At 42.5% G+C, this 17,054-nt stretch carries 17 protein-coding genes and 1 riboswitch; of the genes, 10 read left to right on the top strand and 7 right to left on the bottom strand.

All coding sequences use genetic code 11. The features are described 5' to 3' along the window. Window positions 1–2: 2 nt before the first annotated feature. Both NKR21_RS15170 and NKR21_RS15165 read right to left on the bottom strand, forming a co-directional pair. Window positions 3–794 carry an AIM24 family protein gene (locus NKR21_RS15170; RefSeq protein WP_012010989.1) on the bottom strand — a complete coding sequence of 264 codons (792 nt, stop codon included), beginning with the start codon at window positions 792–794 and terminating at the stop codon, window positions 3–5. 22 nt (window positions 795–816) lie between these two features. Next, complete coding sequence (locus NKR21_RS15165; protein WP_012010988.1) at window positions 817–1,470, bottom strand: TerD family protein; 654 nt, start codon at window positions 1,468–1,470, stop codon at window positions 817–819. 248 nt (window positions 1,471–1,718) lie between these two features. Here NKR21_RS15165 and ytkD point away from each other — a divergent pair, with 248 nt between their 5' ends. Beyond that, the gene (gene ytkD / locus NKR21_RS15160) at window positions 1,719–2,195 is read left to right on the top strand and encodes an RNA deprotection pyrophosphohydrolase (RefSeq protein WP_012010987.1); all 477 of its coding nucleotides are present in this window, start codon (window positions 1,719–1,721) and stop codon (window positions 2,193–2,195) included. Between the two features lie 32 nt (window positions 2,196–2,227). On the opposite strand, the gene NKR21_RS15155 is transcribed toward ytkD, so the two are convergent. The 3 genes from NKR21_RS15155 to NKR21_RS15145 are packed head-to-tail and all read right to left on the bottom strand — an operon-like array spanning window position 2,228 to window position 4,796. Continuing rightward, window positions 2,228–2,974 carry an ABC transporter permease gene (locus tag NKR21_RS15155; RefSeq protein WP_390624540.1) on the bottom strand — a complete coding sequence of 249 codons (747 nt, stop codon included), beginning with the start codon at window positions 2,972–2,974 and terminating at the stop codon, window positions 2,228–2,230. Between the two features lie 34 nt (window positions 2,975–3,008). Continuing rightward, a complete protein-coding gene (locus tag NKR21_RS15150) occupies window positions 3,009–3,779 on the bottom strand; it encodes an ABC transporter ATP-binding protein (RefSeq protein ID WP_012010985.1) in 771 nt (256 codons plus the stop codon). A gap of 15 nt (window positions 3,780–3,794) precedes the next feature. Continuing rightward, a complete protein-coding gene (locus NKR21_RS15145) occupies window positions 3,795–4,796 on the bottom strand; it encodes an ABC transporter substrate-binding protein (RefSeq protein ID WP_012010984.1) in 1,002 nt (333 codons plus the stop codon). Between the two features lie 173 nt (window positions 4,797–4,969). Here NKR21_RS15145 and NKR21_RS15140 point away from each other — a divergent pair, with 173 nt between their 5' ends. Genes NKR21_RS15140 through NKR21_RS15115 form a run of 6 tightly spaced genes read left to right on the top strand, consistent with a single transcriptional unit; the run spans window position 4,970 to window position 10,106 of the window. Further along, window positions 4,970–5,698 carry a carotenoid biosynthesis protein gene (locus NKR21_RS15140; RefSeq protein WP_012010983.1) on the top strand — a complete coding sequence of 243 codons (729 nt, stop codon included), beginning with the start codon at window positions 4,970–4,972 and terminating at the stop codon, window positions 5,696–5,698. Then, window positions 5,667–6,413, top strand: coding sequence for a lysophospholipid acyltransferase family protein (locus tag NKR21_RS15135; RefSeq protein WP_041815872.1), 747 nt, complete (start codon window positions 5,667–5,669; stop codon window positions 6,411–6,413). The genes NKR21_RS15140 and NKR21_RS15135 overlap by 32 nt, the downstream gene beginning before the upstream one ends. Then, window positions 6,398–7,525: a glycosyltransferase family 2 protein gene (locus NKR21_RS15130; RefSeq protein ID WP_012010981.1), complete on the top strand. Its 1,128-nt coding sequence runs from the start codon at window positions 6,398–6,400 to the stop codon at window positions 7,523–7,525. The genes NKR21_RS15135 and NKR21_RS15130 overlap by 16 nt, the downstream gene beginning before the upstream one ends. Beyond that, window positions 7,522–9,003, top strand: coding sequence for a phytoene desaturase family protein (locus NKR21_RS15125; protein ID WP_012010980.1), 1,482 nt, complete (start codon window positions 7,522–7,524; stop codon window positions 9,001–9,003). The genes NKR21_RS15130 and NKR21_RS15125 overlap by 4 nt, the downstream gene beginning before the upstream one ends. A 26-nt stretch (window positions 9,004–9,029) precedes the next feature. Next, entirely contained in the window at window positions 9,030–9,824 is a 795-nt protein-coding gene (locus NKR21_RS15120) for an alpha/beta hydrolase family protein (RefSeq protein WP_119125270.1), read from the top strand. A 39-nt stretch (window positions 9,825–9,863) separates the two neighbouring features. Then, window positions 9,864–10,106: a DUF2584 domain-containing protein gene (locus NKR21_RS15115; RefSeq protein ID WP_003217584.1), complete on the top strand. Its 243-nt coding sequence runs from the start codon at window positions 9,864–9,866 to the stop codon at window positions 10,104–10,106. A 42-nt stretch (window positions 10,107–10,148) separates the two neighbouring features. On the opposite strand, the gene pckA is transcribed toward NKR21_RS15115, so the two are convergent. Then, entirely contained in the window at window positions 10,149–11,735 is a 1,587-nt protein-coding gene (gene pckA / locus NKR21_RS15110) for a phosphoenolpyruvate carboxykinase (ATP) (protein WP_012010978.1), read from the bottom strand. A 227-nt stretch (window positions 11,736–11,962) separates the two neighbouring features. Further along, a riboswitch (SAM riboswitch) is annotated at window positions 11,963–12,096 on the top strand. 195 nt (window positions 12,097–12,291) lie between these two features. Between pckA and metK the strand changes: the two genes are divergently transcribed. Next, window positions 12,292–13,494: a methionine adenosyltransferase gene (gene metK / locus NKR21_RS15105; protein WP_012010977.1), complete on the top strand. Its 1,203-nt coding sequence runs from the start codon at window positions 12,292–12,294 to the stop codon at window positions 13,492–13,494. Between the two features lie 148 nt (window positions 13,495–13,642). Further along, window positions 13,643–15,541, top strand: coding sequence for an asparagine synthase (glutamine-hydrolyzing) (gene asnB / locus NKR21_RS15100; protein ID WP_012010976.1), 1,899 nt, complete (start codon window positions 13,643–13,645; stop codon window positions 15,539–15,541). A gap of 142 nt (window positions 15,542–15,683) precedes the next feature. Here the strand turns inward: asnB and NKR21_RS15095 are convergent, their stop codons facing one another. After that, window positions 15,684–16,199, bottom strand: coding sequence for a gamma carbonic anhydrase (locus NKR21_RS15095; protein WP_012010975.1), 516 nt, complete (start codon window positions 16,197–16,199; stop codon window positions 15,684–15,686). A gap of 45 nt (window positions 16,200–16,244) precedes the next feature. Between NKR21_RS15095 and NKR21_RS15090 the strand changes: the two genes are divergently transcribed. Continuing rightward, on the top strand, window positions 16,245–17,024 hold the full coding sequence (locus NKR21_RS15090) for an alpha/beta hydrolase (protein ID WP_144457598.1): 780 nt from the start codon (window positions 16,245–16,247) through the stop codon (window positions 17,022–17,024). The last annotated feature ends 30 nt before the right edge of the window (window positions 17,025–17,054 follow it).

Genomic DNA, 17,054 nt, shown 5'->3' with positions numbered 1-17,054 from the left:
TTTTATTTTCGCGGTTGTAAGATGCCTCCGATGAGATCACTAAGCCCGCCTCTATTCTCTTGCTGAGATGACTGTGAATTCGTAAATTCATGAGATGAGCCCTGGCTCTGAGGCTTGTAACGGTTATCGTCTAAACCGACCCGTAAGCCGGATGTACGCTCAGATGGCTGAATAATAACAATTTGGTCTTGTTCTTGGAACTCAAATAAGTAGGATTCACCAGATGTTTGTCCGATGAGGGTCTTCCAGTTCACATCTAATTTGACCTTCGGTGCTTTACCTGTCCAAGCGACAATGGCGTCAGGATCTACACGGCAAGGAGCTTTTAAAATGAGCGGGTTTCCATTTGTTTTAATGGCGACCTGCGCCCCGTGGCCTTGGTAGGAGAGCTTTGATGTAAATAGTCCTTTTTGTGATAATATCCCAACGCCTACTGGTGTCACGCCGTAATGACATTCCTCGGTAAAAGCAAGTAAATCCTCACTTTCTACACTTACATGCTGCCAAGGACCGCTTGGCTCAAGATTAATCACTGTCACGTGCTCGCTGGAATCAGCCAAATAACAAGTGCCTTGTCCACTCACTTCCATCACTTCAAGGTTTTCACCTGTCAATTTCCTGCTGATATGGTTAAATACTTGGCTAACCATATTTCCTTTGTTCGTTCCGAGTAGTCGTTTGCGATATTGAAACGTACCTTGATCGGCAATCATTGCGCCTTTTTTCGCAAAAAAGATTCCGCTTCCTTCTGCTTGTAAAGTGAGTTCTTCTATTGTGTTGAAATGAAATCCCATTGGTGCCTGCTCCTTCCATGCGTCAAGATGTGAATCCGTAGATGCGGCATAAATCATGTAAATCTAACGTAGTTCCTTGCCCGGTTGCGATGATTTTCCATTCTTCCTTATCTCTGATGAGTTGAGCGCAAATGATGGAGGTACAATACGAATAATCTTCTGTTAATTGAAAGGTACAAATCTCTTGTTGTGAGATTTGATCAGTCAGATGCACATAGGCGTTCGTCACTTGTCCAAAATGATGCTTGCGCTCGTGGGCATCATGTATTGTGGCTGTTACAACGATTTTATGAATATCAGGAGAGACTCTGCTTAATTGCATAATGATCATTTCATTGTCTCGATACCCGCCGCCTACTTGATGATCACCAAGGTGACGAACAGCTCCGTCTAAGCTTTGCTGCTGGTGATAATAGATCAGATGGTTTGGAGACAACAGTTTGTCCTCTTCATTTAAGAGAAACACTTGCGTATCTAAATCAATTGGTTGGCCAGCCAAATCCCAGCCAAGCCCGATTTGAATTTGGTCGATATTCGGATTGTCTTTTGTTAACTCTAGCTTTTGCCCTTTGATGAGATGTTTCTTGATCATCTCATGAGAGGCGTCTACTTTTTCAATTTTACTGAACGTATGCGCTTGGTCTTTCTCTTGTTTTGACCCATTTGTTATCCTCATGCTGTTTTCCTCCTCGGCGTCATAGGACAAACACTCATTGATTTACGTCATCAAGGGATAAAAGGTTTCATGATTAAAATGTGGTGAAGTTGGGGATGATAAAAAGGTTTTAGCAACAATACCTCATTTTAAATACAGACGGAATGAAACCACTCGTTTGTTTCACTTTTGATAAAAATTCTTCAGAGAAATGTGATCTGTGGTATGATGTTTTACAAGAAGCAAGGACAGGATATGAGGGATTTTACATGCATGTATTTAAAGATTATTATCATAATACGGTCAAGCTCTCCTTTGAAGAGAAGCCTTTTTCAAGTCATCCAAAGCATGTTTGGGCCATCTGCCGTTATCAGGGGAAATGGCTGCTCACAGAACATGAGGATCGGGGCTATGAGTTTCCAGGAGGGAAAGTTGAGCCAAATGAAGAAGCAGACCAAGCCGCTATACGTGAGATTCAAGAAGAGACGGGTGCTGTTGTTCGTGAATTAACGTATATTGGCCAATATCAGGTGCTAGGTAGAGAAAAGGTCATCGTAAAAAATATTTATTTCGCTGATATTGAAAGGCTCGAGAAGCAAGACACGTATTTTGAAACGAAAGGACCTGTTCTTTTCGCAGACTTGCCAAGGTCCATCGCAAAAAATAAGAATTTCAGTTTTATTATGAAAGATGATGTGTTAAGACAAAGTCTAGCTTATTTAGAAAAGAACGGTTTGATTCGTTAAAAAAAGCGCAGGGAGATCTCCCTGTGCTTTCTTTATTTTTGGAGAAAACGGCGTTCGAGCCATTCCACAAGCTGGTACATGATGGTCGCAAACACGGCAATAATGAAAAGACTTAAGAACACGAGTGTAAAGTTGAAGACTTGAAAGCCGTAAATGATCATGTAGCCGAGCCCTTTTGAGGATACAAGAAATTCTCCTACAATGACCCCAACCCAAGAAAGACCTACATTCACTTTAATGGCAGAAATCATCGTTGGAATACTAGCTGGCAAAATGACCTCTCGAAAGACAACGCTTTTTCTCGCACCAAAGGTTTTCATCACCTTTAAATAATTCTCATCGACCTCTTGAAAAGCAGTGTAAATGACGATCGTCGTTATGATCACACTAATGATCGCACCCATGGCGACGATGCTGATCATACCAGGTCCAAGGGCAACAATTAAAATGGGGGCGAGGGCCACTTTTGGCATGGCATTTAAAATGACTAAATAAGGGTCAAGAACGTTTGCTAATCGGGTGGACCACCATAAGGCGGCGGCGAGCAAAATGCCGCAAAAGGTACCAAGTAGAAAACCGAGCACTGTTTCAAATAATGTAATACTCATATGATTCATTAAAGAACCATCTTGAATTTTTTGCACAAACAATTGGCAGACCGCTGATGGTGCACTGAAAATAAGCGGATCAATGAACCTGAAATGACTAGCAAGCTCCCAAAGTGAAAAGAAGCTGGCGAATATGATGAGCTGATAGATACGTGTGATCCGTTTTTCCATTCTGTATTTTTTGCGATAGGCTTCATGTAATAGATCACTGTGTTTCAACTGTTTTCAGCTCCTTCCAAATCGTTTGAAAGAGCTCTTGGAAATGCGGGGTCTGTCTCGCTTCAAAAGGAGAGAGAGCCCTTATGTCGTCTGGAACGGGAAAGATTCGCTGGATAGAGCCTGGGTGTTTTGAGAATAAGAAAATGCGGTCACTCATCGCAATGGCTTCGCCAATGTCATGTGTCACAAGGACTGCTGTTTTTTGATAGTTTTTTAATGTGTCAAAGACGAGATCTTCTAATGTGAGTTTGGTTTGATAGTCTAGCGCTGAAAATGGCTCATCAAGTAAAAGCAGACCGGGATCAACTGCAAGCGTTCGGGCGAGAGCCGCACGCTGCCTCATTCCGCCAGACAGCTCCTTCGGATATTTTTCCTCTACTGCATGTAGTCCAAGCTTAGGTAGTAAATCAAGGGCAGCTGAGACGGACTCATGTGAATCTTGTTTCGCAATTTTTAACCCGAGGATCACATTTTCCTTAATGGTCTTCCAAGGAAACAAATAATCTTGCTGGAGCATATAGCCGATTTGATGCTCCTGTTGATTGGGTTCTTTTCCTTCGATTAAAATTCGACCTTCAGAGGGCGGTGTGATTCCTGCGATGATAGACAGCAAGGTGGTTTTTCCGCAGCCGCTGGGACCAATAAATGAGATGAATTCACCTTGGTCTATCTCCAAATTGATGTGCTGTATAGCCGTTGTTTTTTCTTTTAAAGAGAAGTACGTATGGGTCACATGGTCAATTTGAAGGAAAGACATGTGCTACCTCCTATTCTATTTGTGATCTGTGACCTTCTTTGCAATGGAGGAATCGACAAGTTGTTTGTACGGGATAAATTCCGGCAATTCACCGCTTTTCTTCATGATTTCCTGCAATTTGTTCCATTCCTCTTCATTCAAAAGGGGATCTGTTGCAAAGGAATCTTGCTGTTTGTAGCGTTTGATCGCAGTTGATAAGACATCAAGATCTGTATCAGGAAAATGAGATTGAATGGCCTTTGCGATCTCCTCAGGCTGTTTGGCTTCTACCCATTTCTGCGCTTTGTAAATGGCGCGGGTGAAGGCTTCAGCGGTCTCTTTGTTTTCCTCTAAGTAACTCTTCTTTGCCATGAAGGTGGTATATGGCACCTTGCCAGAAGCTTCTCCAAAGGAGGCGGTAATGTACCCTTTACCTTCTTTTTCGAGTAAGGAAGCGGTCGGTTCGAATAACTGCACAAAATCGCCAGTTCCAGAGGAGAACGCACCTGAAATGTTGGCAAAATCAATATTTTGAATCATACGAAGATCCTTTTTGACATCAATGCCTTCTTTTTTCAAGACATATTCACCGACCATTTGCGGCATGCCGCCTTTCCGCTGTCCTAAGAAGTCTTTTCCTTTTAATTGATCCCAAGAGAATTGGTTTACTTTCTCCCTTGAAACAAGAAATGTGCCGTCTGTTTGGGTCAGCTGTGCAAAGTTCATGACAGAATCCTTTGTGTCTTGAGCCTCTACATAGATAGAGGATTCAGAGCCGGTCAGGGCGATATCAGCACCGCCTGATAAGAGAGCTGTCATCGTTTTATCGCCGCCCCAAGTGGTTTTCAGTTCAACCTCCAGGCCTTCTTCTTTGAAGAAACCCTCAGATAGTGCGACATAAAGCGGAGCATAAAAGACCGAATGGGTCACCTCGGCTACTTGTACGGTCTGCTCCTGTTCTTTTTTACAGGCGACAAATGGAATAAAGAGCAGGACGACGACGATGAATGCCAGTCTGACTTTGATGGAACGATTCAAGAGTAATTCGCCTCCTTTGTTCTAGATCACTATTAAAGTATGTAAAAAGGGATTTTTGGTGAGTGCCTAGATAAAAATAAGAAGCGCATTGTTTATTTATAGAACGCATCTTTTTTTCTATACTAGAGGCATGAAGGCTTTCTTGAATTTGGCAGAAATAAAGGAGCGGTTTCGTGTATAGATTGAGTTGGGTTTTTGTTGGATGGTATTTAGTAGGTCTGATCTTAATGGTCTTTTTTGAAGTGCCAGCATGGCTTCAGTTTGCAAACGGAATCTTTCTTGTGCTGTATGCTTGCTGCGTCATCGAGATCGGGCGACAGATTTATGGCTCATGGGGATTTGTCATCAAAAGGGCAGCCATTGTCGGGGTGCTTACATTTACAGTTGAGTGGATAGGGATCACAACGGGGTTCCCATTTGGGGCCTATGACTATTATCCGACGTTAGGTTTTCTAGTGGCGGGGGTGCCATTAACCATTGCGTTTGCATGGGTTGGCGTGTTTTTAAATAGCCTTTTTTTATCCAGTCAGCAGTCAAAGTGGAGACGAGCCATCGAAACGGGGATATGGATTGTGTTGCTTGACCTTATTTTAGATCCAGTAGCAGCAGAGCGGAAGTTTTGGGTGTGGTATGACGGCGGCGGGTTTTATGGTATTCCTTTTGAGAATTTTGTGAGCTGGGGTATGATTGGAGCAGGACTTTCATTTCTTTTCCCGCTTGTCTCAATTGATCAAAAGGCACTCAGCTGGACGAGTCGTATTTATCAGGCGATGGTGTTCTTTTTTGGTCTTCTGGCATTAAAGGGTGGACTCGATGTCATTTTTTATTTAGCACTCATCATTGTCATTTTGTGTGAAGGAAGGGTTCGATTTGAAAGAAAGCGACAAAAGTCGATCGTTTAGACGTCTATTTTCACTTTATCTAGAGCGATATTTACTTCATAAGCATTTCCGCTGTGTCATGATGAAAGGCTCGGTCGATCCGAAGGAAAACCTGCCTGTTCTTTATCTCGCCAATCATAGCTCATGGTGGGATGGTCTGATCATTTTTCTTTTAACAGAAAAAGCGTCTGAATTTGATCACTACATGATGATGGAAGAGAAACAGCTGAAGCAATATGCTTTTTTTCGTAAACTTGGGGCGTTTCCGGTTCATAAAGAGAACTTAAAAAGTGTGAAACACGCTTTAATGACAGCAAAAGAGAACATGGAGGACGGCGGAGCGGTCTGGCTTTTTCCACAGGGGAAAATTATGCATCAGGACGTGCGGCCGCTTGAACTGGAAGGCGGGGCTTCTTTTTTAGTGAGGCAATTTGAACAAGTTGTGGTGAAGCCTGTCACCTTGCAGTATACATTTAATCAATTTCAAAAGCCGACAGTTTCTGTTATGTTCGGCGATGATGCCATCGTATCTGGAAGCTCCCTGCGAAGCAAGGATATGACGTGTATGCTTGGCGATCTGCTTGAAACGCAGTTAAACAGACATCAAGCACAGATCATTGCAGATCCTGATTTTTCAACAAACGAAGAATTTAAACAGATCACAAGGACAAGTCAGTCAACAAGTGATGCGTTTGATTCTTTTAAAAAGTGGGTGAAAACATGGCGCTCTTCTTAACTGTGATCAGCGTGCTCCTGCTTTGCCAGTTTCTATTCACGATATGGAATATGAAGCAGTTTCCCGTGTTAAAGCCCGCTTCTTTTTCATCAGACGAACCCATTTCGTTATCGATCCTGATTCCGGCTAGAAATGAGGAGAAACGGATAGAAGCCTGTCTTCAGTCGATCGTTGATCAGCGTCTTTTTCCGAAAGAGGTGATTGTACTTGATGATCATTCGACCGATCAGACAAGAGCGGTTGTGGAGCGATTCTCACAAACATATCCATGGATTCATGTGCAGTCAGGTCAGGCATTAAAGCAAGGGTGGCTAGGAAAATCATATGCTTGTTCTCAGCTTGCTGAAGCAGCGGCTTCTGATTGGCTATTCTTTTTAGATGCGGATGTCCGGTTGAAACGGGGAGCAATAGAAGCTGTGTACGAGCAGTTATGCGCGCAAAAAACCGGCATGCTGTCAGGCTTCCCAGAGCAAAAAACCGGCACTTTCTTTGAGCATCTTGTCGTTCCCATGATGATGTTTACCATTGGTTGTCATCTGCCTGTGAAGTGGGTCAGAAAATCAAAGAATCCGGCTTTTGCCGCCGCGCATGGAGGATTTATTGCCATTGAAAAGAATTGCTATCACGACATCGGCGGACATGAAGCGATTAAGGATTCGCTAGTGGATGATATGGCATTGGCTAGACGGGTGAAGGAACAAGGGTTTCCGTTCACTCTTGCAAGCATTCATCCGTTTGTGTATATGAGAATGTATGAGAGTGGCCAAGAGGTATGGGAAGGTTACAGGAAAAACTTGTTTCCAGGTGTCAATCGAAGCATTGCTTTGTTAAGCAGTGTCTTTTGTTTATACACCCTGCTTTATTTGGCACCAATCATTTGCTTGATGGTGGCTTTGTTAAAGCTGGATGTGCTTAGTATATGCTTAGCCATTCTTTGCTACGGACTAGGTGTGTCGATCAAAGCGGCAATTGATATTGAGAACGGAAGAACTTCTGCAATGGCCTTTTTATTACCGGTCAGCATTTTGAGTCTGATCGCCATTGGCTTTGCTTCTATGAAAATCGGTCTGAAAAAAGAAGGGTATGAATGGAAAGGGAGAAGGTACGAATGAAAAAAGTGATCATCATCGGTGGCGGGCTGGGCGGATTATCAGCAGCGATCCGTTTACAATCACGCGGGGTTCAGGTCACCATATTAGAAAAAGAAGCGGCTTTAGGCGGGAAATTGCAGCGCCATCAGGAGGCTGGCTACTCTTTTGATTTAGGACCGAGTACCATTACAATGAAGTCGTACTTTGAGGAAGTATTTGCTTCCTGTCATAGACGGATGGAGGATTACGTGACATTTTATCCGATTTCTCCTCTGACCAAAAATGTTTTTTCAGATGGACATACGGTTGAATTTACGCCCAATATCGAGCAGATGGAATCACAAATTGCAGCATTCAGTCCTGAAGATGCAAAGCAATACCGTCCATTTTTACAGGAATCAAAGATGCTTTTTGAACAGGCTGAGGATCAGTTTTTAAATCGTTTGTTACTGACGTGGAAGGATAAGGCGAATGTAAAACTCGTGAAAGCCCTTCTCTCTGTCAAACCGTTTACAACCGTTCAACGCTTGCTCCGAAAATATTTCCGTCATCCTCATACACTGGCGATGTTCGGACGGTATGCGACATACATCGGCTCTTCTCCCTATGAGGCACCGGCTATTTTTAATATGATGGCGTATTTAGAAGGAGAGAAAGGGATTTATGGCATAAAGGGCGGTACATATCGTTTAGTTGAAGCATTTGAGACTTTGGCAAAGGAATTAGGTGTACAGATTCATCTGAATGAACAAGTCAACAAGATTCATGTGAAGGACCGGCGAATTACAGGAGTAGAAACGGCTCACCAGATGTATGAAGCTGATCAAGTTATTGCAGGAGCGGACGCGCTGACTGTCTACCGCCATCTGATTGATGAAAAAGACCGCCCAAGCTTTTTAAATCAAAAGCTTGCTACTATTGAACCGTCATTATCTGGCTTTGTTCTCTTATTAGGTGTACCTAAGGTCTATGAACAGCTGTCCCATCACAATGTGTTTTTCCCAGAGAATTATGAGCAAGAATTCAAGGATATTTTTCAACAAAAACAACTGCCTCAAGATCCGGCGCTCTACATATGTTATTCAGGTCATTCAGAACCAGCTTTAAGCGGAGGACCGGGAAGAAGCAACTTGTTTGTACTGGCGAATGCGCCTTATGTGACAAAAGAGCAAGATTGGGACATGCTAAAGGAGACATATCAGCAGCATATGAAAACAAAATTAAAGGAAAAGGGTCTCTTTGATATAGATCAGGTGACCGAATATGAAGCGGTTCAAACTCCGCTTGATCTGCAGCAGAAAACGGGCGCATTTCATGGAGCCATTTATGGGATGTCTTCCAACTCATTCAAGCAGGCGTTCTTCCGTATCAATAATCAGTCAAAGGACATTGAAGGACTTTGGTTTGTTGGAGGAACAAGTCATCCGGGCGGAGGCACGCCGATGGTGACAAAATCAGGTCAGCTCGTTGCAGAAGCGATCATCAAGCAATTAACGTAAGAACAGATGAAAAGGAGAGAAATCAAGTGATTGTGGAAAAAAGAAGGTTTCCGTCCCCCCATCCGCAGATTCACTTATTTACAGTGACCTATGAGGTAGATGGACTTCGGATCAAAGGGCTGCTTGCTGAACCTGCCGGAGAAGGTCATTATGACGGCTTTTTGTATTTAAGAGGCGGCATAAAAAATGTGGGAATGGTGAGACCAGGCCGAATTGTGCAATTTGCCGCGCAGGGATTTGTCGTATTTGCCCCTTTTTACCGAGGAAATCAAGGAGGCGAAGGGAACGAAGACTTTGCTGGAGAGGACCGGAAAGATGCTTTTGCTGCCTTTCAATTGTTAAAGCATCACAAAAAGGTGAAGCAGGATCGTATTCATATCTTTGGTTTTTCGCGCGGAGGCATTATGGGCATTTGGACTGCTGTCGAAATGAAACAAGAGGCGGCCTCCTTTGTGACATGGGGAGGCGTTAGTGATATGAAGCTTACCTATGAAGAGCGTGTGGATATGAGAAGGATGATGAAACGTGTGATTGGCGGTCCCCCGCATAAGGTGCCAGAGGCCTATGAGGACAGAACGCCTTTAAATGATGTGGACAAAATTGAAGCGCCTGTTCTGATCATCCACGGAGAAGAGGATCAAAATGTATCCATTGAGCATGCGTATTTATTAGAAGATGCGCTGCGCCAGCACGGGAAGTCAGTGGAGACTTGGTATTTCCATGGGCGCAACCATTATTTTCCACCCCAGCATAATCGCGAAATTGTCAGAAGGCTGACGACGTGGATGCTCAGCCGGAAAAGCGAAAATGTGGTAAAATAAGCAGTATAACGAAATTTAGAAAGTAGGGGGATTTTCAATATGGGAATGCCTGTTGAATTTAATACAATGATTGTCACGAAGGGAAAAGAGACAAGAATTGAAGAGAATGTATTTGAACTCATGAAGGAAGGATACCGCATTTATCCATTAAATATTCCGCTTGAGGTGCGTAAAACGAAAGACGGAGAAAAAACAGGGACAGCACATGTTGAAAAGCTGGAGCTTACAGACAATGTGACTAAGGTCACTTATCGTCTCGTATCATTACATTCAACAAACTAACAAAAAAGCTGAGGGAGTGATTCCTCAGCTTTTTTTATTTGATTATACGAGTGGTCCGCCTTTAGCTTCAATGTCACTTGCTGCGTGGCTGAATTTTTGGAAGTTCTTTTTAAATTCATTGGCAAGGAAGTGTGCTTTTTCTTGATAAGCCTCTTGGTCATCCCATGTTTTAGAAGGTTGAAGCACTTCATCTGGTACGCCAGGAATATGAAGCGGGATGTGTAATCCAAAGATGTCATCAGTGATCATTTCGGCGTTGTCGAGGTCACCTTCGATCGCTGCTTGCACCATTGCTCTTGTATGCGCTAGGTTCATACGTTTGCCTGTACCATAGCCTCCGCCAGTCCAGCCTGTGTTCACAAGGAATACTTTTGCGCCGTGCTCATCAATTTTCTTGCCAAGCATTTCAGCATAGACGTGAGCTGGAAGCGGCAAGAATGGAGAACCGAAGCAAGTAGAGAACGTCGTTTCTGGTGATGTAACACCGCGCTCAGTTCCTGCTAATTTACTTGTGTAACCGCTCAAGAAATGGTACATCGCCTGTTCTTTTGTTAAACGGCTGATTGGAGGTAAAACGCCAAATGCATCAGCTGTTAAGAAGACAATGGCAGATGGGTGTCCTGCGATACTTGGCTTCACGATGTTATCAATCATTTCAATTGGGTAAGCAGCACGTGTGTTTTCAGTGAAGAATGTGTCGTCATAATCCGCTTCACGTGTTTCTTCATCAAGCACGACATTTTCAAGAACTGATCCGAAGCTGATGGCTTTGTAGATTTGCGGTTCTTTTTCTTCGCTTAAGTTCACACATTTCGCATAGCATCCGCCCTCAATATTGAAGACTCCTGAGCCAGACCAGCCATGTTCATCGTCACCGATCAGCTTGCGGCTTGCGCTAGCTGAAAGCGTCGTTTTTCCAGTACCTGAAAGGCCAAAGAATAGTGCGACATCGCCTTCTTGACCGACGTTTGCTGAGCAGTGCATCGATAAAATATCTTGCTCAGGAAGCAGGTAGTTCATGACAGAGAAAATGGACTTTTTCATCTCTCCTGCATATTCTGTTCCACCAATCAGAATGGTGCGTTTTTCAAAAGAAACGATAATAAACGTTTCAGAGTTTGTGCCATCTGTTTCAGGATCTGCTTTAAAATGCGGTGCAGATAAGATGGTGAAAGGTTTTTCGTTTGAAGAAGGTGTTGATCCGTCAGGTCTGATGAATAGTTGCTTTGCAAAGAGATTGTGCCATGCGAATTCGTTCACCACTGTAATTGGCATACGGTATCTTTCATCTGCGCCGGCAAATCCTTCAAAGACGAATAATTCATCACGTTCTTTTAAGTATGACACAACCTTTGTATATAAACGGTCAAATGCTTCTTTAGAAATCGGCTGGTTGACTTGACCCCAATCAATTTTATGTTCAGAGCTTTCTTCTTTTACGATAAATTTATCTTTAGGCGAACGTCCTGTGTAGGCACCCGTTGTAGCACGGACAGCTCCTGTTGATGTTAAAACGCCTTCATCACGTGCCAAAATCTTTTCAACAAGTTTCGGAACAGATAAATTTTGGTGCGTATTTTCTAATGAGAGCAATGACTGCAAATCTTCTTTTAAATCCACTGAGTTCATAAAAAAACCCTTCCTTTACCGTTGAATTTGTTTTGTTTCGATTAGTATAACACATTCATAAGAATAGTCTATACTATTTAAATATTTTTGTGTGTGTTTTTTCATTTCTGCTCTGAAAATATGCTTTTTGGTGATGCTAATATTGAGGTGAAAAAAAGGGAAGATAATTCTGATGAAGCATTGACATGACGCAAGTGTTTAAGATAAGATAACTTATTGAACGGATACTCTTATCCCGAGTTGGTGGAGGGACAGGCCCGATGAAGCCCAGCAACCGGTTTCTTATGAAAAGGCATGAATATGCTGAGAAACCAAGGTGCTAACCTGATGCAAGGTACAAGAACACCTTGAGCGATAAGAGTGAAAGGCATGCGATCTCAGACCCTTTCCTCGCAATGAAGGAAATGGTTTTTTTATTTTTGGGATATCATATGAACAAATTGCCAATAACATCTCTAATAGAAACGTTTTCAAATATAAGAGGGAACGAGTTCCGTATCATATTGGAGACCTCATCTCGGGATGATGTGGTCTTGTACAGGAGGAAATAGCCATTATGAGTCAAAATCGTCGTTTATTTACTTCAGAATCAGTGACAGAAGGACATCCGGATAAAATCTGTGACCAAATTTCAGACAGCATTTTGGATGAAATTCTAAAGAAAGATCCAAATGCACGTGTTGCCTGTGAAACTTCTGTTACAACGGGTCTCGTATTAGTAAGCGGAGAAATTACAACGTCTACTTATGTCGATATTCCAAAGACGGTGCGTGACACGATTAAGGAAATTGGCTACACACGTGCGAAATATGGTTTTGATGCGGAAACATGTGCAGTGCTCACATCCATTGATGAACAGTCTGCTGATATTGCGCAAGGTGTAGACAAAGCGCTTGAAGCACGTGAAGGCACAATGACTGAAGAAGAACTTGATGCGATCGGTGCAGGTGACCAAGGATTAATGTTTGGTTTTGCCAACAACGAAACTGAAGAACTTATGCCGCTACCAATTTCACTAGCACATAAATTATCTCTCCGTTTAACTGAAGTACGTAAGGATCAAACACTTGCCTATCTTCGTCCAGATGGAAAAACACAAGTAACAGTAGAATATGATGATCAAAATAAACCTGTTCGTATTGATACAGTGGTTATTTCTACCCAGCATGCACCAGAAGTGACGCTTGAACAAATTCAAAGCGACTTAAAAGAGCATGTCATCAGCCCTGTCGTTCCAAGTGAACTAATTGATGAACAGACAAAATACTTTATTAACCCAACTGGTCGTTTCGTGATCGGCGGACCTCAAGGGGATGCTGGTTTAACTGGACGTAAAATCATCGTTGATACGTATGGCGGATACGCTCGTCATGGCGGTGGTGCTTTCTCTGGGAAGGACGCAACAAAGGTTGACCGTTCAGCGGCATATGCTGCTCGTTACGTAGCGAAAAACATCGTAGCTGCCGGCCTTGCTGATTCTTGTGAAGTACAACTTGCTTATGCAATTGGTGTTGCACAGCCTGTATCGATTTCAATTGATACTTTCGGAACAGGAAAAGCTTCTGAAGAAAAATTAATTGAAGTGGTTCGTGCGAACTTCGATCTTCGTCCAGCTGGCATTATTAAAATGCTTGACCTGCGTCGTCCGATCTACAAACAAACAGCTGCATACGGACATTTCGGCCGTCATGATTTAGATCTTCCGTGGGAAAAAACAGATAAAGCCGATACACTTCGTCAAGAAGCATTAGGACAATAACAACATAGAAAACCGCTTATTTTAAGCGGTTTTCCTTTTGATTAAAAAAAATTATACAAAAAGCGAAAAAATGTGAAACAAAAACGGACAAATAACTGTCTAATTATAGGTCTACTTTTAAGAAATAACATAACGTGGAGGCAATAATATGTGTGGGTTTGTTGGTGTGTTTAATCACCGTCCATTGTCCGAAACTACTGAGCAGGAAGAGTTAATTAAACAAATGAACCGTCTCATCGTTCACCGTGGTCCGGATGATGAGGGTTACTTTCATGATGAGCATGTAGGATTTGGATTTAGACGTTTAAGTATTATAGATGTTGAGCACGGAAAGCAGCCGCTTTCGTATGAAGATGAAAAGTATTGGATTATTTTTAACGGGGAAATTTATAACTATGTGGAGCTGAAGGAAGAGCTTGTGAAAAAGGGCTATACGTTCAGCACAGATTCTGATACGGAAGTACTGCTTGCCACATACCGTCATTATAAAGAAGAAGCGGCTTCTAAGCTTCGCGGCATGTTTGCCTTTTTAATTTGGGATAAAGAAGCGCAGCAATTATATGGCGCAAGAGATCCGTTTGGCATCAAACCGCTTTATTTTACACAAGTGGAAGAGCAAGTGTACTTTGCGTCTGAGCGCAAAAGCTTGATGGCTGTAAACGAGAACATCCTATTTGATGAGACTTCATTGCAGCAGTATATGTCATTCCAATTCGTTCCTGAGCCAAATACGCTTGATCAAAAGGTGCATAAAGTTGAGCCTGGTCATCAGTTTATTTTACGCCCAGGGCAAGAGATCGAATTTAAGACATACTGGAAAGTTCAATTCAAACCTGAGCAAACACAAGAACAGAAGTTAATCGAAGAAGTACGCGATGCAATCTATGATTCTGTGAATGTTCACATGAGAAGTGATGTACCTGTTGGTTCATTCCTATCAGGTGGTATTGATTCTTCCTTCATCGTGTCTGTCGCAAAGGAATTACACCCTGAGCTAAAGACATTCTCTGTTGGCTTCCAGCAGGATGGCTTTAGTGAAGTTGATGTTGCGAAAGAAACAGCTGATAAGCTAGGCTTACAAAACTTCAGCGCCGTCATTTCTCCAGAGGAATATATGAACGAGCTTCCGAAGATTGTCTGGCATTTAGACGATCCTTTAGCTGATCCGGCGGCGATTCCATTGTACTTCGTGGCAAAAGAAGCGAAAAAACAAGTGACGGTTGTTCTTTCAGGTGAAGGAGCGGACGAGCTGTTCGGTGGATATAATATTTACCGTGAGCCTCTTTCTCTTAAACCATTTGAATCTGTACCAACTATGCTGAAAAAGCTTCTTCTTCGTCTGGCTCGTTTAATGCCAGAAGGAATGAAAGGGAAGAGCTTTATCGTTCGCGGTTGTACGCCATTAGAGGAACGTTATATCGGTAATGCGAAAATTTTTGAAGAGCCAGTGAAGAAAAACCTTTTAAAGCATTATGATCCAAGCATCACGTATCGTGATGTAACGAAGACATACTTTGAGGAAAGCGCTGGCTACAGTGATATTAACAAAATGCAATATGTTGATATCCATACGTGGATGCGCGGGGACATCTTATTGAAAGCAGATAAGATGACGATGGCGAATTCTCTTGAGCTTCGTGTTCCATTCCTTGATAAGGTCGTTTTCGAAGCGGCTTCTAAAATTCCAGAAGAGCTGAAAACAAAAGATGGCACAACGAAATATTTATTGCGTAAAGCAGCAGAAGGCATTGTGCCTGACCATGTGTTAAACCGTAAAAAGCTTGGTTTCCCTGTGCCAATTCGTCATTGGCTGAAAAATGAGATGAATGCTTGGGCGAAAGACATCATCAAAAACAGTCAAACAGATGAATACATTAATAAAGAGTATGTGCTTGATTTATTAAATGAGCATTGTGCTGGTAAAGCAGATCATAGCCGCAAGATTTGGACCGTCCTTATCTTTATGATTTGGCATAGCATTTATGTGGAGCGCAGCATTGATCCAGAGCAGTTGAATCATCAACCGAAAGAAGTCATCTTTAGTTAATGAAAAAAGGTTTTCAGCGCAAAGCTGAAAACCTTTTTTGTCATGATAGAAAGCGGCGGAAAAGGGTAAAATAACAAGCGGTTCATAGTTATTGCTTAATATCCTGAAAAAAACATGATAAAGTGAAGATACGTGTATGATGTTAACGGGATATAAGGGAACGATAGTATTGTCCTTTTTCTACATATTCTCTACGGATTCTGTCCATGTCTTGGATATCTTCATCTGTTAATTGACGGACGACCTTGGCTGGACGCCCGAAAGCGAGTGATCCTTTTGGGATAACCTTTCCTTGAGGGACTAGACTACCTGCACCGATAAAGGCACCTTCGCCAATTTCTGCACCATCGAGAATGATGGACCCCATACCAATGAGGGCATTTTTTCGAATGATTGAACTATGTAATGTGACTTGGTGTCCAATGGTAGCACCATCTTCTATAAGAAGTGTTTTTCCAGGACTTTGATGCAGACAGGATAAATCTTGAATATTGACGTTTTTTCCAATTCTCACAGGAGCGACATCGCCTCTGATGACGGTTTGGAACCACACGCTTGAATATTCTCCAATCGTGACATCTCCAGTAATGGTGGCGTTATCTGCGACAAAGACCGATTCATGAATCTCAGGTGTAAACTGATGATATGGATAAATCACTTTTTCTACTTCCTTTCTTAATACAACATTTGTGAGGTGTTTACTTTGTGGAATTGGCATGCTGAAAGACCAGTTGGTACAATTGTGATAGTACATGGTGCAAGTGAATATCACGGCCGATATAAATGGCTGATCGAAATGTGGCGAAATGCCGGCTATCACGTCGTCATGGGTGACCTGCCTGGGCAAGGGACATCGACACGTGCGCGCGGCCACATTCGTTCGTTTCAAGAATACATTGATACAGTAGATGAATGGATCGAACATGCGAAATCATTCAGGCTTCCTACTTTTTTACTTGGACACAGTATGGGCGGACTCATTTCAATTGAGTGGGTCAAGCAGTATACCCATACGAAGATTGATGGCCTTATTTTATCATCACCTTGTTTAGGTCTGCAATTTAAACCGAAGAAGCTAATGGATTTTGCATCAAAAGGTTTAAATGTGCTCGCACCGTCCTTTAAAGTCGAGTCAGGGCTGTCGATTGAACTAGCCACACGAAATCAGGCTGTGATTGAAGCAGACTCCAATGACTCCCTTTACGTAACAAAGGTGTCGGTTCGCTGGTACCGAGAGCTGATCAAAAATATTGATGCGGCCATGCAGCCAACGAATGTTTTTAAAACAATTCCGCTCCTTTTAATGCAGGCAGGCGATGATAAGATTGTCGACAAGACGAGGGTGATTAAATGGTTCAATGGCATTGAATCAACCAATAAGTCATATCGTGAATGGGAAGACCTGTATCACGAAATTTTTAATGAACCGGAAAGAGAAGATGTGTTTAAGGCAGCAAGAGCCTTTACAGATCAATATATTTGATGGTGAGCTTTAAGTTAGGGGTGGATTGAT

The organism is Bacillus sp. 1735sda2, assembly GCF_024159245.1.
Taxonomy (GTDB): Bacteria; Bacillota; Bacilli; order Bacillales; family Bacillaceae; genus Bacillus; species Bacillus pumilus_O.
The sequence above is the reverse complement of the archived record's forward strand: the minus strand, read 5'-3'. Positions and strand labels throughout refer to the sequence as shown.

Coding starts and splice junctions, on each gene's coding strand:
- NKR21_RS15170 (WP_012010989.1), bottom strand. CDS start 794: ATGGGATTTCATTTCAACACAATAGAAGAACTCACTTTACAAGCAGAA.
- NKR21_RS15165 (WP_012010988.1), bottom strand. CDS start 1,470: ATGAGGATAACAAATGGGTCAAAACAAGAGAAAGACCAAGCGCATACG.
- ytkD (WP_012010987.1), top strand. CDS start 1,719: ATGCATGTATTTAAAGATTATTATCATAATACGGTCAAGCTCTCCTTT.
- NKR21_RS15155 (WP_390624540.1), bottom strand. CDS start 2,974: ATGGAAAAACGGATCACACGTATCTATCAGCTCATCATATTCGCCAGC.
- NKR21_RS15150 (WP_012010985.1), bottom strand. CDS start 3,779: ATGTCTTTCCTTCAAATTGACCATGTGACCCATACGTACTTCTCTTTA.
- NKR21_RS15130 (WP_012010981.1), top strand. CDS start 6,398: ATGGCGCTCTTCTTAACTGTGATCAGCGTGCTCCTGCTTTGCCAGTTT.
- NKR21_RS15125 (WP_012010980.1), top strand. CDS start 7,522: ATGAAAAAAGTGATCATCATCGGTGGCGGGCTGGGCGGATTATCAGCA.
- NKR21_RS15115 (WP_003217584.1), top strand. CDS start 9,864: ATGGGAATGCCTGTTGAATTTAATACAATGATTGTCACGAAGGGAAAA.
- pckA (WP_012010978.1), bottom strand. CDS start 11,735: ATGAACTCAGTGGATTTAAAAGAAGATTTGCAGTCATTGCTCTCATTA.
- metK (WP_012010977.1), top strand. CDS start 12,292: ATGAGTCAAAATCGTCGTTTATTTACTTCAGAATCAGTGACAGAAGGA.
- asnB (WP_012010976.1), top strand. CDS start 13,643: ATGTGTGGGTTTGTTGGTGTGTTTAATCACCGTCCATTGTCCGAAACT.